The following is a 23,616-nucleotide window of genomic DNA, read 5'->3' as shown; positions in this document are numbered from 1 at the left end:
ACTTAGCCCTCCTTGGCTGGAGTTGGGGCGGATTGGCCGCTGTCTTTCAACGCTTTGGTGACTTCCGGCGGCATGTATTTCTCATCGTGCTTGGCCAGTACTTCATCGGCCACTACCACACCGTCGGCATTGAGTTTGCCCAGGGCGACGATGCCCTGGCCTTCACGGAACAGGTCCGGGAGGATGCCGCGATAAGTAATGGTCACGGCCTTGTTGAAGTCGGTGACCACGAAGGTGACGTCCAGGGAATCGCCGGAACGCTTCAAGGAGCCCTTCTCCACCATGCCGCCGGCGCGGATGCGCGTGTCCAGCGGGGCTTCGCCATTGGCGATCTGGGTCGGGGTGTAGAACAGGTTGATGTTCTCCCGCAGGGCGCTCATCGCCAGGCCCACGGCGATACTTACGCCGGCCAGAATGGCAAGGATGATCAACAGACGCTTTCTACGCAGCGGATTCACTTATCGGTCTCCCGGCGCAGACGACGCGCCTCTTGTTGCAGGTAACGCTTGCGGGCCAGGATCGGCACGGCGACGTTGAGGGCCAGTACGGCCAGGCAGATGCCATAGGCCGTCCAGACATACAGGCCGTGGTGGCCCATGGCGAGAAAATCACTGAAAGAAGCAAAACTCATCCACGCGCTCCCAGGCTGGTTTGCACTTCGGCCTTGACCCAACTGGCGCGGGCTTCACGCTTGAGCACTTCGAGGCGCATGCGCATCAGCAGCACAGCGCCAAAGAAGCAGTAGAACCCCAGCACCATCACCAACAGCGGCGCCCACATTTCCACGGGCATGGCCGGCTTTTCGGTCAGACTGAAGGTGGCGCCCTGGTGCAGGGTGTTCCACCACTCCACCGAGTATTTGATGATCGGGATGTTGATCACGCCGACAATCGCCAGCACCGCACAGGCCTTGGCGGCGCTGTCACGATTGCTGATCGCATTGCCAAGGGCAATAAGACCGAAGTACAGAAACAACAGGATCAGCATGGACGTTAGTCGCGCATCCCACACCCACCACGAACCCCAGGTGGGTTTGCCCCAGATCGCGCCGGTGACCAGCGCCACGGCGGTCATCCACGCACCGATGGGCGCAGCGCATTGCAGGGCGACGTCCGCGAGCTTCATCTTCCACACCAGGCCGACGATGCCGCACACCGCCAGCATCACGTAGCAGGACTGGGCCAGCATCGCGGCAGGCACGTGGATATAGATGATGCGAAAGCTGTTGCCCTGCTGGTAATCCGGCGGTGCGAAGGCCAGGCCCCAGACCAGGCCGAGGCCGATAAGCAATACGGCGGCGACGCTCAACCACGGCAGCAGCTTGCCGCTGATGCCGTAAAACCATTTGGGCGAGCCGAGCTTGTGAAACCAGGTCCAGTTCATTGCTGTTTCCATCACGGTTGCGTCTTGTGGTTGCAAGAAGCGTAGGGTCTTTCTTATGTTGAAGAACCGGTTACACGTAACCAGACTTCATTATTCGCCGACGCTGATCTTCAGGCCGGCCGCTATGGCAAAGGGTGTCAGGGTTACCGCCAGGGCGGTCAGGCTGCCAAGCCACAAGAGGTAACCGGTCGCCGGCATGCCCATGAGCGCGGCTTGCAAAGCGCCGCTGCCCAGGATCAACACCGGGATATACAAAGGCAGAATCAACAAGGCCAGCAGCAGGCCGCCGCGCTTCAAACCTACCGTCAGCGCCGCGCCCACCGCGCCCAACAGGCTGAGCGCCGGCGTGCCGAGCAACAAGGACATGAGCAACACCGGCAGGCATTCGCTGGGCAACCCTAGCATCATTGCCAGCAACGGCGAGAGCAACACCAGCGCCAAGCCGGAAAACGCCCAGTGTGCCAGTACCTTGGCCAATACCAGAAGCGGCAGGGGGTGCGACGAAAGGACCCACTGTTCCAGGGAACCATCCTCGAAATCACTGCGAAACAGCCCGTCCAGCGAGAGCAGCACGGACAAAAGGGCCGCCACCCACACCAGTCCCGGAGACAAGGTTTGCAACAGTTTAGTCTCGGGGCCGACCGCCAGCGGGAACAACGCGATGACAATCGCGAAGAACACCAACGGATTGGCCAGCTCGGCCGGGCGACGGCACAACAGCCGCGCCTCGCGGGCCACCAACAGGGCGAACACACTCATACCGACCACCGCCCCAGGTCCAGGTCGCGGTAACCGGCGGGCAGGCGCGTCAGGCTGTGGTGCGTGGTCAGCACGACGAGGCCGCCCTGCTCGCAATGCCGGGCCAGGTGTTCTTCCAACTGGGCGACGCCTTGTTTGTCGAGGGCGGTGAAAGGTTCGTCGAGAATCCACAGCGGCGGGCCGGGCAGATACAGGCGCGCCAGGGCCACGCGGCGCTGCTGGCCGGCGGACAGGGTGTGACAGGGCACGTCTTCGAAGCCCTTGAGGCCGACGGCGGCCAGTGCCTGCCAGATCGCCTCGCGGCTGGCCGGATGATGCAGGGCGCTGAGCCAACTGAGGTTTTCTTCGGCGCTCAGCACGTCCTTGATCCCGGCGGCGTGGCCGATCCAGGTGAGATTGCGGGCCAGCTCGGTGCGTTGTTCGTTCAACGGTTTGCCGTTGAGCCGTACTTCGCCCGCCGTAGGCTGCATCAACCCGGCCAGCAAACGCAGCAGGCTGGTCTTGCCGCTGCCGTTGGGACCACTGATCTGCACCATGTCACCGCCCGCCAGGCGCAGGTCGAGGTGCTCGAACAGCAGGCGCAGGTCGCGTTCACAGGCAAGCGCTACGGCTTCAAGAAGAGGGCTGGTCAAAAGATCGCGGGCCTTTACGGTTCAAGTCGGCGGTGCGGCGGCCGTTATAGAAAGAAGCACAATAACGACTTTGGCGACCGATTTTAGAGAGCTGGATCAAATAGTTGTGAGGTTTTTACCGCTCTCATGGCAGACGGGCCGCATTATACATGCGATGCCCTACGCTAAAGAGGGCTATTTCCCCAGAGACGACGCGCACGATGACCGGTGAGATCAACCTTCCTACGCTTCCTCCTGCCCCGACAGCCGGGCCGGCCCCTGCGCCGGCGCCAGCGACCGGTGAGTTGCTGAAACTGCTGGAGCCGCAGATCGGCTTGATCGACCCGGGAAAAACCGCGAACGCCGAAGTCATCGCACTTAAACAAGGCGATGAATCCTTTCAGTTGCTGCTCAAATTGACCCTCGACGGTGGCCGCCAGACGCTGGTCCAGGCCAGCAGCCCGCAACCCTTGCCGCTGGGCAGCAATGTGGCGGTGAGCCAGACGCCTGCCGGCAACCTGACCCTCAGCCTGCAGCAAGCCTTGAGTGCCAACGTCGCCGCCCTCACTCGCATCGACACCACGCAAATGCCGGCAGGCACCTTGCTGCAAGCCAAAGTCCTGACCAGCCAAATGCTGCCCCAAGGCACCACGCAACCGACGATCTACCGCTCGTTGGTGACGGTGCTCAACAACGCCCTGGCCGGTACGACCCTGACCGTGGAGAGCCCGCAACCCCTGCGTATCGGCAGCCTGCTCAGCGCCGTGGTGCAGGATGCGCAGACCCTGAACTTCGTGCCCTTGAGCGGGCTCAAGGATCAACTGGCCGTGACCCAGCAACTCGCCACCCAGCAAAGTCGCCAGGGCTCGCTGGATGCAGTGTTCACCGCGTTGCAAACCCTGCCCCAGGACGACAGCACTTCCGTCGAGCTGCGCGCGGCCGCCGACCGTTTGCTCGCCGCGCTGCCCGACCTGGCACAGGTCAGCAATCCCAAGGTGCTGGCTCAAGTGATCCAGAACAGCGGCGCGTTTCTTGAAGCCAAATTATTGATCGGGCAAACCCCGCAAATTCCACCGCTGGATATAAAAGGTGCCCTGCTGCGCCTGGTCGCCGATCTGCTGCCCGCCCTGCCCGCCAGCACCAACCTCAATGCCATACTCGCCGCCAACACCCTGGCCCAGATGCTGCCCAACTTCGTGCGCAGCCCGCTGAACACCCTCGGGCAAGTCAGCGCGCGCCAGGCACCCGTCGGTTTTCCATTGCCGCAGCGGCTGATGCAACGCCTGGAGGGCGAAGGCGACCTGGAAAACCTGCTGCGCCTGGCCGCCGGTGCCATCTCGCGACTACAGAGCCATCAACTGTCGAGCCTGGAACAGACCGGCACCACTGCCGATGGCCGCCTGCAAACCACCTGGCAGCTGGAAATTCCCATGCGTACCCTGCAGGACATCGTGCCGCTGCAGGTCAAGTTCCAGCGCGAAGACCCCGCGCCGGACAAGGACCAGCCCGAACGCAAAGATAAAAGAGACCCCAAGCAGATGCTCTGGCGCGTGGAACTGGCCTTCGACATGGAGCCGCTGGGCCCGTTACAGGTCCAGGCGCAATTGTCTCAGGGCAAACTGTCGAGCCAGTTGTGGGCGACTCGACCGTTCACCGCCAGTTTGATCGAAAGTCACTTGGGCAGTTTGCGCGAGCGCCTGGTGACGTCGGGCATCAATGTCGGCGACCTCGACTGCCACCTCGGCACCCCGCCACGCGGGCCGAAAACCGGATTGGAGCAACGTTGGGTGGACGAAACCGCATGAACAACGCCAACCCGCCGCGCCAGGCCATCGCGCTCAAGTATGACGGCCAACAAGCGCCGACCCTGACCGCCAAGGGCGACGATGCCCTGGCCGAAGCGATCCTCAAGCTGGCGCGGGAAAATGAAGTGCCCATCTATGAAAACGCCGAGCTGGTGAAGCTGCTGGCGCGCATGGAGTTGGGCGACAGTATCCCGGAAGAGTTGTACCGCACGATCGCCGAGATCATTGCGTTTGCCTGGACGTTGAAGGGCAAGTTTCCGGTGGGATATGACCCGAACGCCGCGCCGGTGGAGCGCGATGTGACCGAGCGTGGCGACGATTACTGAGTAGCCCCAGACAGACAACAATCCAAATGTGGGAGGGGGCTTGCCCCCGATGGCGGTGTGTCAGTCACTTATTTGTTGGCTGATCCACCGCTATCGGGAGCAAGCCCCCTCCCACACTTGAATCGGTGTTTAGTTGAGGACTTCGCTCAGGGGAATGAAATTCACCCGGTCGCCGATCGCCAGCGTCGTCCCTTCCAACACCTCCACAAACCCTTGCGCCCACGCCGCGCTGCGCAGCACGCCGGAGCTCTGGTTGCGATAGATGATCGCCTTGCCCTGCTCGATACGCCCGCGTAGATACTCGCGGCGATTGCCCGGTTTGGGCCAGACGAACCCTGCCGGCACCTCAAACCGTAGCGGTTCGACTTCAGCCACACCTTGGCGGCGCAGCAGATAGGGGCGCGCCAACAGGGCAAACGTCACCAACGTCGACGCCGGATTGCCCGGCAGGCCGATCACCGGCACGCCACGAAAATGGCCGAAGGTCAGCGGTTTACCGGGCTTGATCGCCAGCTTCCACAAGGCCAGCTCGCCCTCTTCACGCAGGGCAATGCCGAGAAAGTCCGCCTCGCCTACCGACACACCGCCGGTCGACAGGATCAGGTCAACTACGCCCAGGCCGGCCAAGCGCACGCGCGTCTGTTCCAGGTCATCCGGAAGAATGCCGGCATCGATCACTTCACACCCCAGGCGCTCCAGCCAACTGCACAGCACGCGGCGGTTGCTGTTGTAGATCTGCCCCGGGCCGAGGGGCAAACCGGGCTCGATCAACTCATCGCCGGTGGACAGCACCGCGACCTGCACGCGGCGTACCACGGCCAAATGGTCGAGACCGAGGGATGCGGCCAGGCCGAGCTCGATCGGGCCCAGGCGCGTGCCCGCTGCCAACACCAATTCGCCGACGGTGGTTTCCTGCCCTTGCGGGCGAATGTTCTGATCGATATGCAACGGCTCGGTAAAGCTCACCCGCTCATCGGCGTGGACCACGGCGTTTTCCTGCATTTCCACACAGTCAGCGCCTTCCGGCACGGGCGCCCCGGTGAAGATACGCGCGCAGGTGCCGTCGGCCAATGGCGCGGGTGCTTGGCCGGCGAAGATGCGCTGGCTCACCACCAACGGCTCGCCGGCCCAGTCGCAAAGGCGCAGGGCGTAACCGTCCATGGCGCTGTTGGGCCAGGGCGGCAGGTCGAGGGTGGAGATCAGATCCTGCGCCAATATGCGGCCATCGCACGCGGCCAGGGGCAACACCTGCCGCTCACGAATCGGCGCGGCTTCGGCTATCTCGAGCAAGCGTTGCAGGGCTTCTTCCACCGGCATCAAGGCGCCGGTCTTGCCCGGCTTATCCACGGGATTCACAGGGTTCGGCCTGTTTCAGGTGCGGTACGAAGTTGCAGGGGCGGTGACGGTTGTCCAGTTGCTCGGCGAGGATGCCGTCCCAGCCGGTGCGCACGGCGTTGGTGGAACCCGGCAGGCAGCACACCAGGGTGCCGTTGGCCAGGCCGGCCAGGGCGCGCGATTGCACGGTGGAGGTGCCGATGTCGGCCACGGAGATCTGACGGAACAGCTCGCCAAAGCCATCAACCTGTTTGTCCAGCAGGCAGCTCACCGCTTCGGGCGTGCTGTCGCGGCCAGTGAAGCCGGTGCCGCCGGTGATCAGCACGACCTGCACCACGTCTTCGGCGATCCAGTGGGCCACCTGAGCGCGGATCTTGTAGAGGTCGTCCTTGAGCAGCACGCGCTCGGCCAGGAGGTGGCCGGCGGCGATCAGGCGGTCGACAAAAACCTGGCCCGAGGTATCGGTGTCCAGGGTGCGGGTGTCACTGACGGTCAGTACAGCGATATTCAGGGGTACGAAGGGCGCATCTGCCTTGGCGTTCATGGCACGGTCCGGTTGTCGAAGGAACAGCCCGATGTTATATCACAGGCCCCTATTTACCTGCCGCAGCGGAACCCACATGCCCGACGACTCTTCGACCCTACCCTGTTCAATTCTGCTGTTGGCCGGTGGGCGCGGCCAACGCATGGGCGGACAAGACAAGGGCTTGCTGGAATGGCACGGCCAGCCGCTGATTGCGCACTTGCAACACTTGGTGCGCCCACTGACCGACGACCTGATCATCTCGTGCAACCGCAACCTGGAGCGGTACGCGCCCTATGCCGACCAGGTGGTGAGTGACGACAGCGTGGATTTCCCCGGACCGCTGGCCGGTATCCGCGCAGGATTGAGTACCGCCCGCCATGGGCACGTGCTGATCTTACCGTGCGATGTACCGCACCTTGACGCCCGACTGCTCGCCGATCTGCGCGAGACGGCGCAGCGCAATCCGCGGCTGCCGGTGATGGTACGCCACGGAGAATTCTGGGAACCGTTGATCTGCATCATCCCCACCTACCTGCAAAGCGCGGTAGAACAGGCCTGGCAAGCCGGTGAGCGCAGCCCGCGCAAGATTTTCCTGCAGTTGGGTGGCGTCGGGCTGGAATGCCCGGCAGATGATCCGCGCCTGGCCAACCTGAACACGCCTGCGCTGTTACACACAGGGCCTGGCATGTCAGAATGAACCTCGCACAAGGAACTTTGTCGACGCGCCACGCGTCACACAGTCAGCACTCAAAAAGAATTCTCTCGGAGACACACTCATGACTCAACGGACCATCGCCGCTCTCATGCTTGCACTGGGCCTCGCTACCCTTGCCGGTTGCGCCTCGCCAACAGTGATCACCCTGAATGACGGTCGCGAAATCCAGGCTGTCGACACCCCACAATTCGACAAGGCTTCGGGCTTCTACGAATTCGAACAGCTTGACGGCAAGCGTACCCGCATAAACAAAGATCAAGTGCGTACCGTTAAAGACCTGTAAGCCGCAACGCTTGCACACAAGGCCCGCCTCGCGCGGGCCTTGTCGTTTCCGGGGTTACCAGTCGAGGGTGATTTGGCTGCGGAAACTGCGTTCTTCACCCGTTACCGGATCGATAAAACGCACGCCTTGGGCGAGCAGCTTCAAGGGATTGGCGTAGTCGTCAACGGCATCCTTGATTACGTCGGGGTAGAACGGATCATTGCAGATACTCGCCCCGAGGGCCGTCATGTGTACCCGCAACTGGTGCTTCTTACCGGTCACGGGGAACAGGCCATAGCGCCATAAATCGCCGTGGGTTTCGCGCACTTCCACGGCCGTTTCGGTGTTGCTGGTGCCTGGCCCTTCCTGCATGCGAAAGAATGGCTCGCCATCCACCAGGCGGCTTTTATGGACCAGGGGGAAGGTCAGGTTCGACAAGGCTGGGGCGATAGCCTCGTAGAATTTGTCGATTTTGCGAGTGGGAAATAACTGCTGATAGGCCGAGCGGCTTCGCGGGTTAGCCGAGAACAGCACCAGCCCCGCCGTGTGCCGGTCGATGCGGTGCAGGGGCACCAGGGACGGGTTGTCCAGGCGGCGAATAAGGCGGCGCAACAGGGTTTGCTCGACGTACTCACCGGCTGGGGTGACGGGCAGAAAGTGCGGTTTGTCCGCCACCACCAGGTGCTCGTCGGCGTACAGGATGGTTTCCTGCACCGGGATGACTTTTTCGTTCGGCACTTCGCGGAAGTAGTAGATGCACAGGCCTTCCTTGTAGGCCAGGTCCAGGCGGATCGGACTGCCCTGCAGATCCAGCACGCGGCCACGGGCGATGCGGTCCAGCCACTGCGCGCGGCCGATCGCCGGGAAATGCTCGCACAGGCAATCGAGCACCGTCGCCCAAGGGCCAGGCGGCAAGTACAAGGTGCTGGCTTGATGCTGGGACGCAGAAAAACCGGAAGTGGACATGCAGATGCTCGAAGCCTGGGAAACAGGCCGGCATTATCCCGCATGGAGCGGGATTGAGCCTAGGGCGGATCTCAGGCCTTGGCCAATTGTGCCCGCAGGATCGGCGAAGCACTGGCGGCGTCGGTAAATTCCTTGAGCCAGCGCAATACGTCCACCGCTTCCCAACGGCCCGGATCATACAGCGCGTACAGCAAGCCCTGGTAACCCACCACATCCAACTGCCTGTGATAACCGGCGCGCTGGAACAGCGCCTCGATCTCGGCAAAGCAGGTATTGAAATGCACTTTGTTAAACGGCGTCTTGCCTTCCGTGACCAGGCCATCGAGGCGCAGCTCGTTCACCGCGTCGCGCACGACATCGGCGGACATGCGATTAACGCTGCTTTTCAGTTGTTCAACATTCACCACGGGCGTTCCCTCTATTCAATCGCTGTACAAACATACAGTAACCCAATATTGAGAAAGCTGCCATCGCCCAAGCGCTAGAGTAGGAAGGACACGACTTGCTCGGTGTCGAACGGCCAAGCCAGTTCAGCCCCCGTGTCTACCCGGCGCAGCACCGGAATCGTTAGGCCGTAGGCTTCGAACAGGGCTTCGGAATCGGCGATATCCACCAGTTCCACCATCAACCCATGTTCGACCAACGGCATGATTTCTTCTTCGGCGAGCTCACACAGATGGCAGCCCAGAGTAGTGAACAACTGGCATTCAGGAGGCATGACGATAGAACCTGATCAGGAATAGGCGCCCATTTTAGGCCGACTCAATAGCGCTGGCGAGCCGATAAACCCTGACCCAGGTCACCACGTCCTATAACTGATTCAGCGACTCTCGCGGCTTTTTGTCCGCCCCCCCTACAACGGAGATGCTTGTGTTCGCCAACCTGCTGATCATTCTGGCCTCATCCCTGGTGGTGATTGCGCTGTTTCGCCGGCTGCAATTGCCGCCCGTGCTGGGCTACCTGTGCGTGGGCCTGGCTGTGGGGCCGACCGCCCTCGACTGGGTGAATGACAGCGAAGACCTGCCCGACCTCGCCGAACTGGGCGTGGTGTTCCTGCTGTTTTCCCTGGGCCTGGAGTTCTCGCTGAGCAAAATGTTTGCCCTGCGCCGCGTGGTGTTTGGCCTGGGCAGCCTGCAGGTGCTGGGGTGCGGGGTGCTGCTGGGGGGCATGCTGATGGCCTTTGGCGTGTCGCCGAACATCGCCCTGCTGCTCGGTGCGGGGCTGGCGTTGTCGTCCACGGCCATCGTCAGCAAAGAGCTGGGCAGCCTCGGGGAAATCTTCAGCAGCCATGGCCAGAACGCGATTGGGGTGCTGCTGTTCCAGGATGTGGTCGCGGTGTTGCTGCTGACCCTGGTCCCGGTGTTCGCCGGCAGCAGCGAGCAGGCCTGGTATTGGGCCCTGCCGTTGACGCTGGGCAAGACGCTGTTGTTGTTCGTCGGCCTGCTGCTCGCCGCCCGCTGGTTATTGCCGCGTTTGTTCCGTGAAGTCGCCGCCTCCCATTCGGCCGAGCTGTTTGTGCTGCTGGCGCTGGTGATTGTGTTGCTGACCGCCTGGCTCACTCACCTGCTGGGCCTCTCCCCCGCGCTTGGCGCGTTCCTGGCCGGCATGCTGCTGGGGGAAAGCCATTACCGGCATCAGATCGAAGCAGATATCCGACCGTTTCGCGACATTCTGCTGGGGCTGTTTTTCGTCAGCATCGGCATGCTCATCGACCTGCAATTGTTCATCAGCCACAGCCTGCTGATCCTCGGCCTGACCCTAACGCTGATGCTGACCAAGGGCTGCGTGGTCGCGGCACTGGTCAAACTGCGCGGCAGCGACCGAGAAACTGCCTGGCGCAGCGGCCTGGCCCTGGCCCAGGGCGGCGAGTTCTGTTTTGCGCTGATGGCGCAGATGCAGCAGAGCCGGCTGATACCAGATGAGCTCAACGGGTTGCTGCTGGCCGCCACATTCTGCTCGATGCTGCTGACCCCGCTGTTACTGCGGGCGGCTCCGAGCATTGCCCTGCGCCTGCACCGCAAGCCCAACCAACAGGTGCAACTCGAAGCCATCACCGCGCTCAACGCTGAGTTACGTGATCATGCGGTGATCTGCGGTTATGGCCGCGTCGGGCAATCGATCGGGCGCTTTCTGCACCGTGAACAACAGGCGTTTATTGCACTGGATGACAACCCGGAACGGGTGCAAGAAGCCGCCACCGAAGACAGCAGCGTGCATTATGGCGACTGCCGTCGTGGCGCCCTGCTCAGTGCGGTCGGCCTGGAACGTGCGCGCCTGGTGGTGATTGCCGTGGATAACACGGAGGTCGCTCTCGTGGTACTGAAGGAGGCCCGCCGGATCAACGCCGACGTACCGATCCTGGTGCGCACACGCGACGACAGCCAATTGGCCGAGCTGAAAGCCGCGGGCGCCAGCGAAGTGGTGCCCGAACTTCTGGAGTCGAGCCTGATGCTCGCCTCCCACGCCCTGATCCTGCTGGGCATACCAGACCAGCAGGTGCAAGCGCGGGTCGATGACGTGCGGCATAACCGCTACCGTCTGCTACACGGCTTTTACCCGCGGGCGACCCCTGACGAAGAGGCGCCGATCAATCCTGACTGATCGCACCGATCTTATGGATCGACAGGTCCGCGCCGTAGTACTCCTCTTCCTGGCTCAGGCGCAGCCCGTGTACGCGCTTGATCACGCCGTACACCAGCAGGCCGCCGGCAAACGCCACACCCACACCCAACGCGGTGCCGATCAATTGACTGATCAGGCTGACCCCGCCCAACCCGCCAAGGGCGGTCTGGCCGAAGATGCCACAGGCAATCCCGCCCCACACGCCACACAGGCCATGCAGCGGCCAGACACCCAGCACGTCGTCGATCTTCCAACGATCCTGGGCAGCAATGAAGCACCACACAAACAGGCCGCCGGCGACAACGCCCGTGACCAATGCACCCACCGGATGCATCAGATCGGAGCCGGCACAGATCGCCACCAGCCCGGCCAGCGGGCCGTTATGCAGAAAACCCGGGTCATTGCGGCCAATCACCAGCGCCGCGACTGTGCCGCCGACCATGGCCATCAACGAATTAACCGCCACCAGGCCGCTGACGCCATTCAGGGTCTGCGCGCTCATCACGTTAAAGCCGAACCAGCCGACAATCAGAATCCACGAACCCAGCGCCAGGAACGGAATGCTCGACGGCGCAAAGGCCACCAGGCGCCCTTCGCGATAACGCCCGTTACGTGGTCCGAGCAACAGCACCGCCGCCAACGCCAGCCAGCCGCCCATGGCATGTACCACCACGGAACCGGCGAAGTCATGGAAGCTGGCACCGAAGGTCGCGAGCAACCAGGCCTGCACGCCGAAATTGCCGTTCCACACCAGGCCTTCGAAAAACGGGTAGATAAACGCCACGATCAGCGCGGTAGCGCACAGTTGCGGAACAAATCGTGCACGCTCGGCAATGCCCCCGGAAATAATCGCCGGAATCGCCGCGGCAAAGGTCAACAGGAAGAAAAACTTCACCAGGCCGTAACCGTGATCGGCACTGATCACCGCCGCCGGTTGCATGAAGCTCACGCCATAAGAGATCCAATAGCCTATAAAGAAATAGGCCAGGGTGGAGATCGCGAAGTCACTGAGGATTTTCGACAGGGCGTTGACTTGGTTCTTCTGGCGCACGGTGCCGACTTCGAGGAAGGCAAAGCCGGCGTGCATGGCGAGGACCATGACCGCACCGATCAGAATGAATAGGGTATTAGAGCTATGGACGAGGGTGTCCACTGCACTTTGCAGATTTTCCATGGAGGTTGGCAGGCCTGCGATAAAGGCAAAAAGCACCAAAGCGGTTCAAGCCAGCGTTTCGCGCACTAAATTGGCACCACCGGTCCCACCCCTCTTCAGAGGGCGTGAACCGCTTTAGCGCAGCGATCAGCACAGACGGCCATTCCCGACAGGGTTTTTCCGCGAGTTTCAGTTATATAGGGTAAGGTTTTCACCGGCTTGCGGCCCAACCGCCCAGATTCAGCGCAGGCCTCGGGGCCTGCGCACCAAGGCAAAGCAAAAGCTGTACCAGACAATTGCAATGAACCTTCACCGATGCCGGTGACTCGAAACCACACGTACCGATCAGCCACTCACGGAGATAACCATGGCCGGCAAAACAGCACAGACTGCTCAAGAAATACTGATGGCGGATTTTCAGACCCTGGTCAGTGACACCGAAAAGTTGCTGGACGACACCGCCATCCTGGCCGGCGACCAGGCCGACGAGCTGCGCGCCAAGATCCACGACAGCCTGCTCAAGGCCCGTGAAACCCTGCAACTGACCGAAGATTCCTTGCGCGACCGCAGTCAGGCAGCCGTCACCGCGACCGAAGATTATGTGCAGGCCAACCCTTGGCAGTCGGTGGGCATTGCCGCCGGCGTGGGCTTTTTGATCGGCCTGCTTGCTACAAGGCGCTAATCCTATGTCTATCGGCGAATCCGGCTCGTCCACGGGCCCAAGTTCAACGTCCCGACGCCTGGGCGCAGCCGTACTGGGCTTGCTGCACAGCCATGTCGAACTGTTCGGCATCGAGTTGCAGGAGCAGAAGGCCCGCACCGTCAGCCTGCTGCTGTTTGCCGGGCTGGCCTTGGTGTTTGCCCTGCTGTTGCTGGTGGGGTTGTCGACGTTGGTGATGATTCTGGTATGGGACACTGGCTACCGCCTGACCGGAATCATCTGCCTCTGTGTGTTCTATACCCTGGCCGCTGTGTTCTGCGGTGTGCGCTTGAAGGCGGCGGTGTTCGATGAATCCACGCCGTTCCACGCCACGCTCGAAGAGCTGGCCAATGACCGGGAGCGCCTGCTGCCATGAGCCTGACTGAATTCCCGCACACCCACTCGCGCCAGGAAATGCGCAAGGCGCTGATCCGCCTGCGCATGGAAATGCACCGTCAGGAAATCCGCCATGAGTCCCAGCAACTGATGGCGCCCCTGCACAAAGTGCGCAACATGGGCCAGAACTGGCAGGACAGCCTGGGTATCAAGCACGCGCCGCTGTGGGGCGTGGCGGCAGTGACGCTGATAGGTTTTTTCACTGGCAAGGGTGCCAAGGGCGGTAGTATCAGCAGTCTGACCCGCCTGGTGCGGCTGGGCGCCGGCTTGATCCCGCTGATCAAATTGGCCATGCAGGGCGCCTCACGCAAAGGTTGAGGCCTGCTGGCTGCATTCTTGCAAACACCATCGGTCCGGCCCTCGTCAGCGAAGGCCGGGCCTTTTCTTACCAACGTTTTAAGGAGGCCCCGTGATCGACGGGCAACCGCTCGCCTGCTTCCAGCCATTCATTGACACCGCCACCGGGCGCATTGCCGGCGTCGAAGCCCTAGGCCGCCTGCGCCAGGCTGACGGCCGCCTGCTGTCCGTGGGCCCGTTGTTCGCTGACCCGCGCACCCCAGGCGTGGCCTTGCGCCGCCTGGATCGGCAGATCCGCGACGACGCCTTGAGTCGTCTGCACGAGGCGCCGCAGGACTGGTTTCTGAGCCTGAACATCTCGCCGCGCTGGATCAATCGCCTGCGTGCCGGCCAAGCCTTGCCCAGCCTGCAACAAGTGCAGGCCCACGGCGTCGACCCACAGCGCATCGTGTTCGAGATCACCGAACTGGGCGGCGATATCCAACGCCTGGCCGACGTGGTGGCGCGCTATCGCGAGGCCGGCGCACGCATCGCCATCGATGACTTCGGCGCCGGCTATTCGCAACTCGATCGCGTACTGGCGTTGCAGCCGGACATTCTCAAGCTGGACATGCGCCTGTTTCAGGAAGCTGCAAAAGGTGGCCCCAGCAGTGAGGTCGTGCGGGCACTGGCGCAAATGGCGGAAAAAACCGGCTGCTGGATCATTGCCGAAGGCGTGGAAACCGAGGCGCAGTTGAGCTTTGCGCTGGAGTGCGGCTCGCGGTACGTGCAGGGTTATCTGTTTGCCCAGGCGCAATTGGACTGGTTCGCCACCGATGCTTTCGTGCCGCGCTTTGCCCAACTGCGTAGCACCTACGTGCAGAAAAAGCTCGCCGAACGCGGACGCGTCATGCAGCTGCGCCAGCAATTGACCGAACTGATGAAAATCCTCCAGACCTGGGCCCAGGGCCAGGCACCGCTAAGCGATTTGCCGCAATTACCGGATTTTCCCTGGCTGCTGCGCTTCTACCAGTGCGACCGGCACGGCACCCAACTGACCCCCAACTTCGAATGGCGCCAGGATGCCTGGCAAGCTGACAGCCGCTACCTAGGCCACAACTGGTCATGGCGCCCATACTTCTACCATCTGCTGGCCGAAGGCTGGGATGAGCGTCGCCTGACGCTGTCTTCAACCTACCGCGATGCCACCACCAACCAGTATTGCCTGACCGCCGGACAATTTTTCGATAACGGCCAGCGCTTGCTGTTAATCGATATCGACGCGGTCGGCCTGTAGATTTTCGCTTGCCCCGCCCACCCGGTACCGGGAAGCTGGGCGGGTCATTCAGCACAGAGAAGCGTTAAGCCGTAGCCCGTTTTACAAGGACCACGACCGCATCATTTTCTCCGGCACGTTCCACCGCTAGATAGCGATAACAAAATAAATAGATCAGTACTCACACCTCAACGCTCCCCACCCATTCCACTGAATTGGCGAGCCAAGTGGATAGCATAGTTATCCGTCATACCACTCACGTAATCCAAAACCTGCATAATTGCGCCGTACTCTTTTGACACGCCAACATTATCATCTAGCACTTTCAAATCCAGGCCAATAAGCTCAGCCACCCTTCTAGTCTTAGAATCAGCTACACCGCCCTTTTTGACGTAATCCAAAGCAGCAGAGCAGATAACGCTAAGCAACGTAGAGATCGTGCTATAAGCTCCAATTTCCAACTCGACTTTCCGTGGATGTTGGAAGATTTCATCACGAGCAAGACCTTTGGCGGCGGTGACACAATCACGCACGTTCTTATCGCAAAGATCCAAGATGCCTAACACCTTGCCATTCATGATTTCGTTGTGGTTGTTCATGAACGCTGTCGCTCCGGCATCTACAAAAGCTGAAATGACTTTTCCACGCACCATAGAGAGTCTTCGGCCAACCTTCATGCCCTGGATTTCTTTGACAAGCTGATCCTTCTGGTGGTCACCAAGGACAAGGCACAAGATTTCAAAGACCTTATCCCACTCAAGTATCCCCATTTCCACACCATCTTCTAAGTCAAGAATGGCGTAACAGAAGTCATCAGAGACCTCCATCAAGTTAGCCAGAGGATGGCGGCACCGCCAACTTTCACCCAACTTTATCAAACCAGTCGCATCGGCCACTTCATTGAACAACTCCAACTCAGAGCAGTAAATACCATATTTGTTCTGGATAGGCCTTTGCAAGTTAACAGCATCACCCGCCAGCCAAGGATACTTAATGAAAGCCCCGAGTGACGCATAGGTCAGACGCATCCCCCCTTCATTGGGATGATACTCCGAGGTCGTTAAAACCCTGAATCCTTGGGCATTACCTTCAAACCTGCGCAAGTCGGTAGCCTCATGGAATGGCAACTGCTCAATCATCTTTGCCCCCACATCATTGGAGAACCAGTGACGAATAGCCTCTTCACCGGTATGTCCAAAGGGAGGATTGCCAATGTCATGAGCCAGGCAAGCAGTTTGGACAATATCACCAATATCGGCAGCTGAATGTTGCTCGGGGATAAGCCTTTCATTTAGAAGCTCTTGGCCTACTCTCACGCCCAGCGTCCGACCGACACAAGCGACTTCCAAGCTATGTGTGAGGCGATTATGAACATGGTCATTAGTGGCGAGAGGATGAACCTGTGTCTTTCTTGCAAGGCGCCTGAAAGCCCCGGAGAAGATGACCTTGTCATGGTCTGAGTGGAAAGGTGAGCGGCCTAGCTCAGATTTAGGAGGCCGACCACCCAGGCGAGTATTATTCAGCAACCTGTCCCAACTCATGCTTCCCATAGAACCCCCACAAAAACCTCAACATTATAGTTATCTTCCGCAAATAGCAAAAACTCAACGATTCACAAAAATTCAGTCTAAAAAATCGAGCTAAAATGGCCGCAACTCTAAGAACCCAACAGTGTAATATTGCGACAGCGCGAAATACTCAACCCGGTCACACATGACACAAGCCAAATCAGCCTGATAGTTGATTCGTAAACTGCCCAACTGCACTTACGCGCTTTGGCTTTGTGCATAAACACCACGACTATTTATTCAGTCGCCTTAGTAGTTCGTAACGCAAACTGTCTAACCTCCCTTGATGTACTTGATGGCGGCTGCGGACGACATCTGCTACGCACTAATCGACCGGGCGATCCTGCCCGCAATAGATGACTGATCCAGCGGCCTGTTCCCTGAACAGAATCTACCTACGAGGGGAACAGAGCGGCCTGATCGAATCAGTACAAACACCCGATGAATAATCACGCACGCTCTTAAAAGGCATGGGGCACCTTCCTACGCCCCGCCCAATCGCCGCTTGACTCACCGTGTGCCCTTCCTATGTTCAAGAATTGCCTTCGCATCCTGCTGGTGGAGGATCACCCCTTTCAGCTCCTGGCAACCCGGTGTCTGCTCAACAGCTTCGGCTTCGAGCACCTGACACTGGCGGAAAACGCCGAACAGGCGATCCGGTTGATGATCCAGTCTGAGCGGCCCTTCGACCTCATGCTGTGCGACCAATGCCTGCCTGATCTGCCCGGGCTTGAGTTAGTCGAGATCGCCAGTCGTCGAGGTTTTATCGCAGGGGCTATCTTGCTGAGCGGGCTGCCCCTACTCGAACTGGCGAATCTGAAGGCTCAAGCATTAAAACGCAACTTACCGTTACTTGGCTATTTATCAAAACCATTAAACCGGGACGAATTAATGACACTGATAAACCCGCTAAACATGTAGGAATTTAAACACCCACCTATAGGAAAAACTTACCAGAAAAAGCGCCTAAAACGTGGACAGAGGTCGTGTTCCTCGCTGCAGACCGAATTCTGACACAAACGCCCACAAAGCCTTGATAGATCGTAAGGCAATACTTTTTTTGATGTAGGAATTTTCCTGTTCTGTACTTACACCCCCTGACCTTCATGCTACCCCCTCGCCTTCTGAGCTAATGTGCCCGCTTTATTTGCACTTGCATGGAATGTAATTATGAACACAGTTTTCATCATTGACGACCATCCTGTTATCAGGTTGGCGATTCGAATGTTGTTGGAACACGAAGGCTATAAAGTCGTCGGCGAAACGGATAATGGTTGTGATGCGATACAAATGGTTCGCGAATGCCTTCCAGACTTGATCATTTTGGATATCAGTATTCCGAAACTTGATGGCCTCGAAGTGCTGTGCCGTTTTAACGCAATGAACACATCGATGAAAACCCTCATTCTGACGGCTCAATGTCCAACGCTGTTCGCCACACGCTGCATGCGCTCGGGCGCCGATGGCTATGTGTGCAAGGAGGGCGACCTGAGTGAACTGCTGAGTGCGATACGCGCGGTATTATCCGGCTACAACTACTTCCCCAGCCAGGCATTGAATGCCGGCGGCCCGGAAGGCAACTCCCAGGAACTGGAATTATTTAAGGCAGTGAATGACCGTGAGTTAATGGTTTTGCAACTTTTTGCACAAGGTCGCACCAACAAGGAAATTGCAAAGGGTATGTTTCTCAGTAACAAAACGGTCAGCACCTATAAAAAGAGGCTTATGCAAAAACTCAAAGCCAAGTCCTTGGTAGAACTTATCGAGTTGGCAAAACGAAACGCGCTAGTGTGAGAAAGCGGATGCCCAGGCGTATAAAGGACTATCTGATCATATTGAGCGCAGGCGTGTGCTTGAGCACCTCTGTGCTCGCTGTTCAAACGGAACCGGAACACTTCACCTTATTGAGCCGCGCAGGCGCCGTTCAACTGGACACTCAACTCGACAAGACGCAACGCCAGTGGCTGCAGAACAAACGCGAACTGGTGCTCGGCACTGCGGCTCCCGACTACCCGCCCTTCGACCTCACGTCCAGCGGACGCGACTATGAGGGGCTCACCGCCGATTACGCCGGGCTGTTGGCCAAGGCGCTGGCGTTACCGGTCAGAGTGCTGCGCTACCCCAACCGGGAAGCGTCCATCCAGGCGCTCGAAGCCGGTGAAATAGACCTGTTGGGCTCGTCCAATGGCTTTGAGGCCGCCAACCCGCTGCTCACCCTTTCAGCACCGTATGCCGTGGACCAGCCAGTGCTGGTGACGCGCGAAGGTGAAACCCGCAGCCTCAGTGACGGCCTGGCGGGGCTGCGTCTGAGCCTGGTCTATCACTACCTGCCCCTGGGCGAAGTCGAGAAGTTGTATCCCGAAGCGATGATTCGCGCCTACCCGTCTTATCAGAACGCCCTGAATGCGGTGGCGTTCGACCAGGCGGACGTGTTTCTTGGCGACACCATTTCCACCCACTACATGATCAACAAGGGCTACCTGAAAAATATCCGCATGGCCAACTTCGGCAAGCACGAGGCCTATGGCTTCAGCTTCGCCGTGCGCCAGGACCAGCACACCCTCTTGAGCATCCTCAACGCCGTGCTGGCGGCAGTGCCGACCAATGAGCAGGACAGCATTGCCAAACGCTGGAGTGCGGGCAGCGATATCCTGCTCACTGCGCAAAAACTGCAACTGACGCAACGCGAGGAGCGCTGGCTGAAGGCGCACCCGGTGGTCAGGGTGATCGCCAACGAAACCTTCGCGCCATTGACCTTTTTCGATGCCGACGGCAACTTCCGCGGTATCACAGCCGACCTCCTGGAGCTGATCCGCCTGCGCACCGGGTTGCGCTTCGAGGTCCAGCGCGCGCGTGATGTCAACGCGATGATCGAGCAAGTCGACGCCGGCAAAACCGATCTCATCGGCGCCATCATTCCCAGCACGGAACGGGAAGCTCAACTGAACTTCAGTCGTCCCTATCTGGAAAACTCCTACGTACTGCTGACGCGCAAAGAGCCCGGCGCGCCATCGAACCTTGAACAGATGGCAGGCAAGCGTCTGGCGATCACCCAGGGCAACCCCCTGGAAACCATTCTGCGCAAGGAGTTCCCGCACATTCACCTGGTGGAAACCAGTGACACCTTCAAGGCCTCGGAACTGCTGGCCCAAGGGCACGTGGAAGGCGCAGTGAATTCGCTGGTGATCGCCAACTATTTCCTGTCCTCCCAAGTGTTTCAGGACAAACTGCAGATCAGCAGCAGCATCGGCACCCTCCCCGCGACCTTCGCGCTGGCCACGTCACGGCGCGCCACCGAGTTGAGCTCGATCCTGGACAAGGCACTGCTCAGCATCGCCCCCGATGAACTCGGTGTGATCAACAGCCGCTGGCGAGGCTACACCGCCGCCTCCGACAGCTACTGGCGCAATTACCACCACCTGATTGCCCAAATCATCATCGTCACCGGCCTGCTGCTGCTGATTTCCCTGACCTGGAACGCGTACATGCGCAGGGAGATCAAACACCGCAAGATGGCCGAGCGCGCCCTCAACGACCAGTTCGAATTCATGCGCGCGCTGGTCAATGAAACCCCGCATCCGATCTACGTGCGCGACCGCGATGGCCTGCTGCAAACCTGCAACGACAGCTATCTGCAAGTGTTCGGCGTCAAGCGCGAAGAGGTCATCGGCAAAAGTGCGATGCAGATGAGCACGGCCCTGGAAACCGAAGCGGCTCAGTATCACGCCGACTATCTGCGCGTGGTCGCCGAGGGCAACCCGCTGATCCTAGATCGCACCCTGCTGATCAATGGCAAAAAACTGACGATCTACCACTGGATACTGCCCTACCGCGACTCCACCGGCGAAGTCCAAGGCGTCATCGGCGGCTGGATCGACATCAGCGAACGACGCCAGTTGTTCGATGAGCTGCGGGCCGCCAAGGAGCGTGCCGACGAAGCCAACCGCGCCAAGAGCACCTTCCTTGCGACCATGAGCCACGAAATCCGCACGCCCATGAATGCGGTGATCGGCATGCTGGAGCTGACCCTCAAGCGCGCTGACCAGGGACACCTTGACCGTCCGGCGATCGAAGTGGCCTACCACTCTGCCAAGGACCTGCTGGAGCTGATCGGCGATATCCTGGACATTGCACGGATCGAATCCGGTCGCCTGAGCCTCGCACCGGAACGCGTGAACCTGCGGGAAGTGATTGAGTCTGTGGTGCGGGTATTCGACGGCCTGGCGCGCCAGAAAACCCTCAGTTTGCTGTTGGAGTTCCAGCCTGAGCTCGATGACACCGATGTGCTGATCGACCCGCTGCGCTTCAAGCAGGTGCTGTCCAACCTGGTGAGCAATGCGATCAAGTTCACCGAGCGCGGGCAGGTGAAGATCAAGGTGCAGGTGCAAGCCACCGAATTGCCGCAGCAGGTCGAAATGAAGCTGGTGGTTGAAGACACGGGGATCGGTATCAGCCGCGACGACCAGTTGCGCCTGTTCGAACCCTTTGCCCAGGCCGATAATTCCGGGCACCTGGCCCGCAGCGGCGCGGGCCTGGGGCTGGTGATCTGCCGCAGCCTGTGCGCGATGATGGGCGGGCAACTCAGCCTGAGCAGCGTGCCCATGGTCGGCACCCAGGTGCATGTCAGCCTGAAGATGAACTGCCTGCAGCCCATCCAGGCCGCGGACGAACCCAAGCCGGCCGCGCCCGCACCGGCGCCGGTGCTCAACGTGCTGGTGGTGGATGATCATCCGGCGAATCGCCTGCTGATGTGCCAGCAGCTAGGTTACCTGGGCCACCAGTTCACCGCTGCCCAGCATGGTGCCGCCGGGTTCCAGGCCTGGCGCCAGGCGCGCTTCGACCTGGTGATCGCCGACTGCAACATGCCCATCATGAACGGCTACGAGTTGAGCCGCTCGATCCGCGAGTACGAACAGCGGGAACAGCTGACACCCTGCGTGGTGCTGGGGTTTACCGCCAATGCCCAGCCCGAAGAGAAACTGCGCTGCGCCGAAGCCGGGATGAACGACTGCCTGTTCAAACCGATCAGCCTCACAGCGCTGGAACGGCAACTGGCGCAGATCGCGCCCCAGCCGTCCGGCTCGCGGCTAGACCTCAGCAACCTGGATGCGCTGACGGGCGGCGACCCACAACTGAGTCGGCGGCTGCTTGAGGAACTGCTGAGCAGCAGTTGTCACGATCGCCAGATATTGGTCACGCTGTGGGCCCAGCAGGCCTCACCGCAGGACATCATCGAGCAGGCCCACAAGATCAAGGGCGCCGCGCGCATCGTCCAGGCCGGTGTGCTGGCGGCGCAATGCGAAGCGCTGGAGCAGGCCTGCGCCCGCGACGATGATCGGGCGGTGATCGAAACCGGCATCAAGACCCTGGAAAAGTGCATGCTGGAACTGGAGCGCCTGCTGCACATGCAACTCAACGGCCGGGGTTCTCCAGGATAGGCAGGGGCGAACCGGCCGGCTCGCCCCCCGCAACGGTCGATCAGCAGTCGGTCAAGCGCAGGAAAATTGCCGCCAACTGCTCGATACCGGCCTGGTCCTGCGCGGTAAATCGGGCCAGCGACGGACTGTCGAGGTCAAGGACGCCAATCAGTTGGCCATCCTTGACCAGCGGCACCACCAGTTCGCTGTTCGACGCACTGTCACAGGCGATATGCCCGGGGAACGCATGCACATCCTCCACCCGCTGGGTCTGGCGCGACGCGGCCGCCGCGCCGCACACGCCACGACCGAACGGAATGCGCGCACATGCGATCTGGCCCTGAAACGGCCCCAACACCAACTCTTCATGACGGTTGAGGTAGAAACCGGCCCAGTTCAGGTCATCCAACTGGTTGAATAAAAACGCAGAGAACTGCGCGCTGTTGGCGATGAAATCCCGCTCATCGGCCAGCAGCGACTCCAACTGCGCGCATAACATGGCATACCCATCCAGGCCGGTGCCGGCCTGTTGCAAATCGATCATGGTTGACGCTCCAGCAATTTGAGGCCCACCCAATAACGGGCGAATTGATACGCGCAACGGCCGTTGCGGTTGCCACGCCCGGTGGCCCAGCGCACGGCGAGAATATCGAGGGCTTCATTACGCTGCCACTGCAGGCCGGCCTTGCGCGCCAGCTCGCCGATCCAGTGCTCCACCACGTCGAGGAAATGCTCCTGGGTGAACGGGTAGAACGACAGCCACAGGCCAAAACGGTCGGACAAGGCGATCTTGTCTTCCACCGCCTCACTGGGGTGCAACTCGCCATCCACGCGCTTCCAGTTGTCATTGTCGCTCTGGTTTTCCGGCACCAAGTGACGACGGTTGGACGTGGCATACAGCAGCACGTTTTCCGGCGCCTGTTCCAGGGAACCGTCCAGCACGCTCTTGAGCACACGGTAATCGCCTTCACCGGCCTCGAACGACAGGTCATCGCAGAACAGGATGAAGCGCTGCGGCAGCTTGAGCAGTTGTTCGACCACTCGCGGTAGATCGGCCAAGTGATCGCGTTCGATTTCAATCAGGCGCAAACCGGCGCTGGCATGCTGGGCGAGCAAGGCACGCACCATGGACGATTTCCCCGTACCGCGCGAGCCCCACAGCAGCGCATGGTTGGCGGGCAGGCCGTCGAGGAACTGTTGGGTGTTGCGCGCCAATGTTTCACGCTGCTTGTCCACACCGATCAGATCGGACAGGCGCATATCCAGGCTGACCTCCAGCGGCAACAGGAAGCCGCTGCGGCCTTCGCGCTGCCAACGGGCGGCGAGACACTGGTTCCAGTCAATGACTTGGCGTGGGGCGGGCAACAAGGGTTCCAGGCGTGCGAGTACGGCGTCGGCACGCTCAAGAAAGGCATTCAATCGAGAATCCACGACTATTCCTCTGGCAAGTTCTTGTAAAAGATGGCGTATTGGCAACCCTGTGGCTAAGCACTCCGGGCTACCCTCCAAAAAACTGACGA

26 protein-coding genes are annotated in these 23,616 nt (G+C 60.2%); 12 read left to right on the top strand and 14 right to left on the bottom strand.

All coding sequences use genetic code 11. The features are described 5' to 3' along the window. Positions 1 to 2 precede the first annotated feature (2 nt). From ccmE to ccmA, 5 genes are all read right to left on the bottom strand, one after another. Positions 3 to 458 (bottom strand): cytochrome c maturation protein CcmE, encoded by a 456-nt coding sequence (gene ccmE / locus ACP7CJ_RS04025; RefSeq protein WP_027607026.1) that lies wholly within the window; start codon positions 456 to 458, stop codon positions 3 to 5. Continuing rightward, positions 455 to 631, bottom strand: coding sequence for a heme exporter protein CcmD (gene ccmD, locus ACP7CJ_RS04020; RefSeq protein ID WP_253394359.1), 177 nt, complete (start codon positions 629 to 631; stop codon positions 455 to 457). The genes ccmE and ccmD overlap by 4 nt, the downstream gene beginning before the upstream one ends. Then, a complete protein-coding gene (locus ACP7CJ_RS04015) occupies positions 628 to 1,383 on the bottom strand; it encodes a heme ABC transporter permease (protein WP_276197203.1) in 756 nt (251 codons plus the stop codon). The genes ccmD and ACP7CJ_RS04015 overlap by 4 nt, the downstream gene beginning before the upstream one ends. A gap of 90 nt (positions 1,384 to 1,473) precedes the next feature. Continuing rightward, a complete protein-coding gene (gene ccmB, locus ACP7CJ_RS04010; protein WP_017849435.1) occupies positions 1,474 to 2,142 on the bottom strand; it encodes a heme exporter protein CcmB in 669 nt (222 codons plus the stop codon). Beyond that, positions 2,139 to 2,774 carry a cytochrome c biogenesis heme-transporting ATPase CcmA gene (gene ccmA / locus ACP7CJ_RS04005; protein WP_253394355.1) on the bottom strand — a complete coding sequence of 212 codons (636 nt, stop codon included), beginning with the start codon at positions 2,772 to 2,774 and terminating at the stop codon, positions 2,139 to 2,141. Before ccmA ends, ccmB begins: the two co-directional genes overlap by 4 nt. 200 nt (positions 2,775 to 2,974) lie before the next feature. On the opposite strand from ccmA, the gene ACP7CJ_RS04000 reads away from it, so the two are divergent. Beyond that, a complete protein-coding gene (locus ACP7CJ_RS04000) occupies positions 2,975 to 4,558 on the top strand; it encodes a flagellar hook-length control protein FliK (RefSeq protein WP_426099413.1) in 1,584 nt (527 codons plus the stop codon). Continuing rightward, positions 4,555 to 4,884: an EscU/YscU/HrcU family type III secretion system export apparatus switch protein gene (locus tag ACP7CJ_RS03995; protein ID WP_426099414.1), complete on the top strand. Its 330-nt coding sequence runs from the start codon at positions 4,555 to 4,557 to the stop codon at positions 4,882 to 4,884. The genes ACP7CJ_RS04000 and ACP7CJ_RS03995 overlap by 4 nt, the downstream gene beginning before the upstream one ends. 129 nt (positions 4,885 to 5,013) lie before the next feature. Here the strand turns inward: ACP7CJ_RS03995 and glp are convergent, their stop codons facing one another. After that, a complete protein-coding gene (glp, locus tag ACP7CJ_RS03990) occupies positions 5,014 to 6,240 on the bottom strand; it encodes a gephyrin-like molybdotransferase Glp (RefSeq protein ID WP_426099415.1) in 1,227 nt (408 codons plus the stop codon). Beyond that, the gene (gene moaB / locus ACP7CJ_RS03985; RefSeq protein WP_276197198.1) at positions 6,224 to 6,763 is read right to left on the bottom strand and encodes a molybdenum cofactor biosynthesis protein B; all 540 of its coding nucleotides are present in this window, start codon (positions 6,761 to 6,763) and stop codon (positions 6,224 to 6,226) included. Before moaB ends, glp begins: the two co-directional genes overlap by 17 nt. Positions 6,764 to 6,839: 76 nt before the next feature. Between moaB and mobA the strand changes: the two genes are divergently transcribed. Both mobA and ACP7CJ_RS03975 read left to right on the top strand, forming a co-directional pair. Continuing rightward, positions 6,840 to 7,442, top strand: a complete 603-nt coding sequence (gene mobA / locus ACP7CJ_RS03980; protein WP_276197197.1) for a molybdenum cofactor guanylyltransferase MobA — start codon at positions 6,840 to 6,842, stop codon at positions 7,440 to 7,442. Positions 7,443 to 7,521: 79 nt separating this feature from the next. Next, complete coding sequence (locus ACP7CJ_RS03975; RefSeq protein ID WP_247397306.1) at positions 7,522 to 7,743, top strand: YgdI/YgdR family lipoprotein; 222 nt, start codon at positions 7,522 to 7,524, stop codon at positions 7,741 to 7,743. 54 nt (positions 7,744 to 7,797) lie between these two features. Here ACP7CJ_RS03975 and ACP7CJ_RS03970 read toward each other — a convergent pair whose 3' ends face one another. From ACP7CJ_RS03970 to ACP7CJ_RS03960, 3 genes are all read right to left on the bottom strand, one after another. Continuing rightward, positions 7,798 to 8,688 (bottom strand): pseudouridine synthase, encoded by an 891-nt coding sequence (locus ACP7CJ_RS03970; protein WP_247397304.1) that lies wholly within the window; start codon positions 8,686 to 8,688, stop codon positions 7,798 to 7,800. A 71-nt stretch (positions 8,689 to 8,759) separates the two neighbouring features. Further along, positions 8,760 to 9,095 carry a transcriptional regulator gene (locus ACP7CJ_RS03965; protein WP_247397301.1) on the bottom strand — a complete coding sequence of 112 codons (336 nt, stop codon included), beginning with the start codon at positions 9,093 to 9,095 and terminating at the stop codon, positions 8,760 to 8,762. A gap of 74 nt (positions 9,096 to 9,169) precedes the next feature. Beyond that, positions 9,170 to 9,406: a glutaredoxin family protein gene (locus ACP7CJ_RS03960; RefSeq protein ID WP_247397298.1), complete on the bottom strand. Its 237-nt coding sequence runs from the start codon at positions 9,404 to 9,406 to the stop codon at positions 9,170 to 9,172. Positions 9,407 to 9,552: 146 nt separating this feature from the next. Between ACP7CJ_RS03960 and ACP7CJ_RS03955 the strand changes: the two genes are divergently transcribed. Beyond that, on the top strand, positions 9,553 to 11,289 hold the full coding sequence (locus ACP7CJ_RS03955) for a cation:proton antiporter (protein WP_276197196.1): 1,737 nt from the start codon (positions 9,553 to 9,555) through the stop codon (positions 11,287 to 11,289). Here the strand turns inward: ACP7CJ_RS03955 and ACP7CJ_RS03950 are convergent. Continuing rightward, positions 11,276 to 12,484: an ammonium transporter gene (locus tag ACP7CJ_RS03950; protein WP_276197195.1), complete on the bottom strand. Its 1,209-nt coding sequence runs from the start codon at positions 12,482 to 12,484 to the stop codon at positions 11,276 to 11,278. The genes ACP7CJ_RS03955 and ACP7CJ_RS03950 overlap by 14 nt on opposite strands. A gap of 346 nt (positions 12,485 to 12,830) precedes the next feature. Between ACP7CJ_RS03950 and ACP7CJ_RS03945 the strand changes: the two genes are divergently transcribed. The 4 genes from ACP7CJ_RS03945 (at position 12,831) to ACP7CJ_RS03930 (ending at position 15,132) form a co-directional block, all read left to right on the top strand. After that, a complete protein-coding gene (locus ACP7CJ_RS03945) occupies positions 12,831 to 13,145 on the top strand; it encodes a DUF883 family protein (RefSeq protein ID WP_276197194.1) in 315 nt (104 codons plus the stop codon). A gap of 4 nt (positions 13,146 to 13,149) precedes the next feature. Further along, the gene (locus tag ACP7CJ_RS03940; protein WP_276197193.1) at positions 13,150 to 13,539 is read left to right on the top strand and encodes a phage holin family protein; all 390 of its coding nucleotides are present in this window, start codon (positions 13,150 to 13,152) and stop codon (positions 13,537 to 13,539) included. After that, a complete protein-coding gene (locus ACP7CJ_RS03935; RefSeq protein WP_247407241.1) occupies positions 13,536 to 13,877 on the top strand; it encodes a hypothetical protein in 342 nt (113 codons plus the stop codon). The genes ACP7CJ_RS03940 and ACP7CJ_RS03935 overlap by 4 nt, the downstream gene beginning before the upstream one ends. A 91-nt stretch (positions 13,878 to 13,968) precedes the next feature. After that, a complete protein-coding gene (locus ACP7CJ_RS03930) occupies positions 13,969 to 15,132 on the top strand; it encodes an EAL domain-containing protein (RefSeq protein ID WP_276197192.1) in 1,164 nt (387 codons plus the stop codon). Positions 15,133 to 15,299: 167 nt separating this feature from the next. Here ACP7CJ_RS03930 and ACP7CJ_RS03925 read toward each other — a convergent pair whose 3' ends face one another. Next, positions 15,300 to 16,652 (bottom strand): deoxyguanosinetriphosphate triphosphohydrolase, encoded by a 1,353-nt coding sequence (locus ACP7CJ_RS03925; protein ID WP_276197918.1) that lies wholly within the window; start codon positions 16,650 to 16,652, stop codon positions 15,300 to 15,302. Between the two features lie 555 nt (positions 16,653 to 17,207). Between ACP7CJ_RS03925 and ACP7CJ_RS03920 the strand changes: the two genes are divergently transcribed. The 3 genes from ACP7CJ_RS03920 to ACP7CJ_RS03910 all read left to right on the top strand — a co-directional run bounded on the left by ACP7CJ_RS03920 (position 17,208) and on the right by ACP7CJ_RS03910 (position 22,117). Beyond that, positions 17,208 to 17,600 (top strand): response regulator, encoded by a 393-nt coding sequence (locus ACP7CJ_RS03920; protein WP_276197191.1) that lies wholly within the window; start codon positions 17,208 to 17,210, stop codon positions 17,598 to 17,600. 249 nt (positions 17,601 to 17,849) lie between these two features. Then, positions 17,850 to 18,473, top strand: coding sequence for a response regulator transcription factor (locus tag ACP7CJ_RS03915; protein WP_247398450.1), 624 nt, complete (start codon positions 17,850 to 17,852; stop codon positions 18,471 to 18,473). A gap of 8 nt (positions 18,474 to 18,481) precedes the next feature. Then, positions 18,482 to 22,117, top strand: a complete 3,636-nt coding sequence (locus tag ACP7CJ_RS03910) for a transporter substrate-binding domain-containing protein (RefSeq protein WP_426099417.1) — start codon at positions 18,482 to 18,484, stop codon at positions 22,115 to 22,117. Positions 22,118 to 22,157: 40 nt separating this feature from the next. On the opposite strand, the gene ACP7CJ_RS03905 is transcribed toward ACP7CJ_RS03910, so the two are convergent. Next, on the bottom strand, positions 22,158 to 22,640 hold the full coding sequence (locus ACP7CJ_RS03905; protein WP_276197189.1) for a GAF domain-containing protein: 483 nt from the start codon (positions 22,638 to 22,640) through the stop codon (positions 22,158 to 22,160). Further along, a complete protein-coding gene (locus tag ACP7CJ_RS03900) occupies positions 22,637 to 23,527 on the bottom strand; it encodes an ATP-binding protein (RefSeq protein WP_426099418.1) in 891 nt (296 codons plus the stop codon). The genes ACP7CJ_RS03905 and ACP7CJ_RS03900 overlap by 4 nt, the downstream gene beginning before the upstream one ends. Positions 23,528 to 23,616 lie beyond the last annotated feature (89 nt).

The sequence above is a fragment of the Pseudomonas sp. PSPC3-2 genome, assembly GCF_049897085.1.
GTDB lineage: Bacteria > Pseudomonadota > Gammaproteobacteria > Pseudomonadales > Pseudomonadaceae > Aquipseudomonas > Aquipseudomonas paraveronii.
This window is presented reverse-complemented; position numbering and strand designations above follow the sequence as displayed.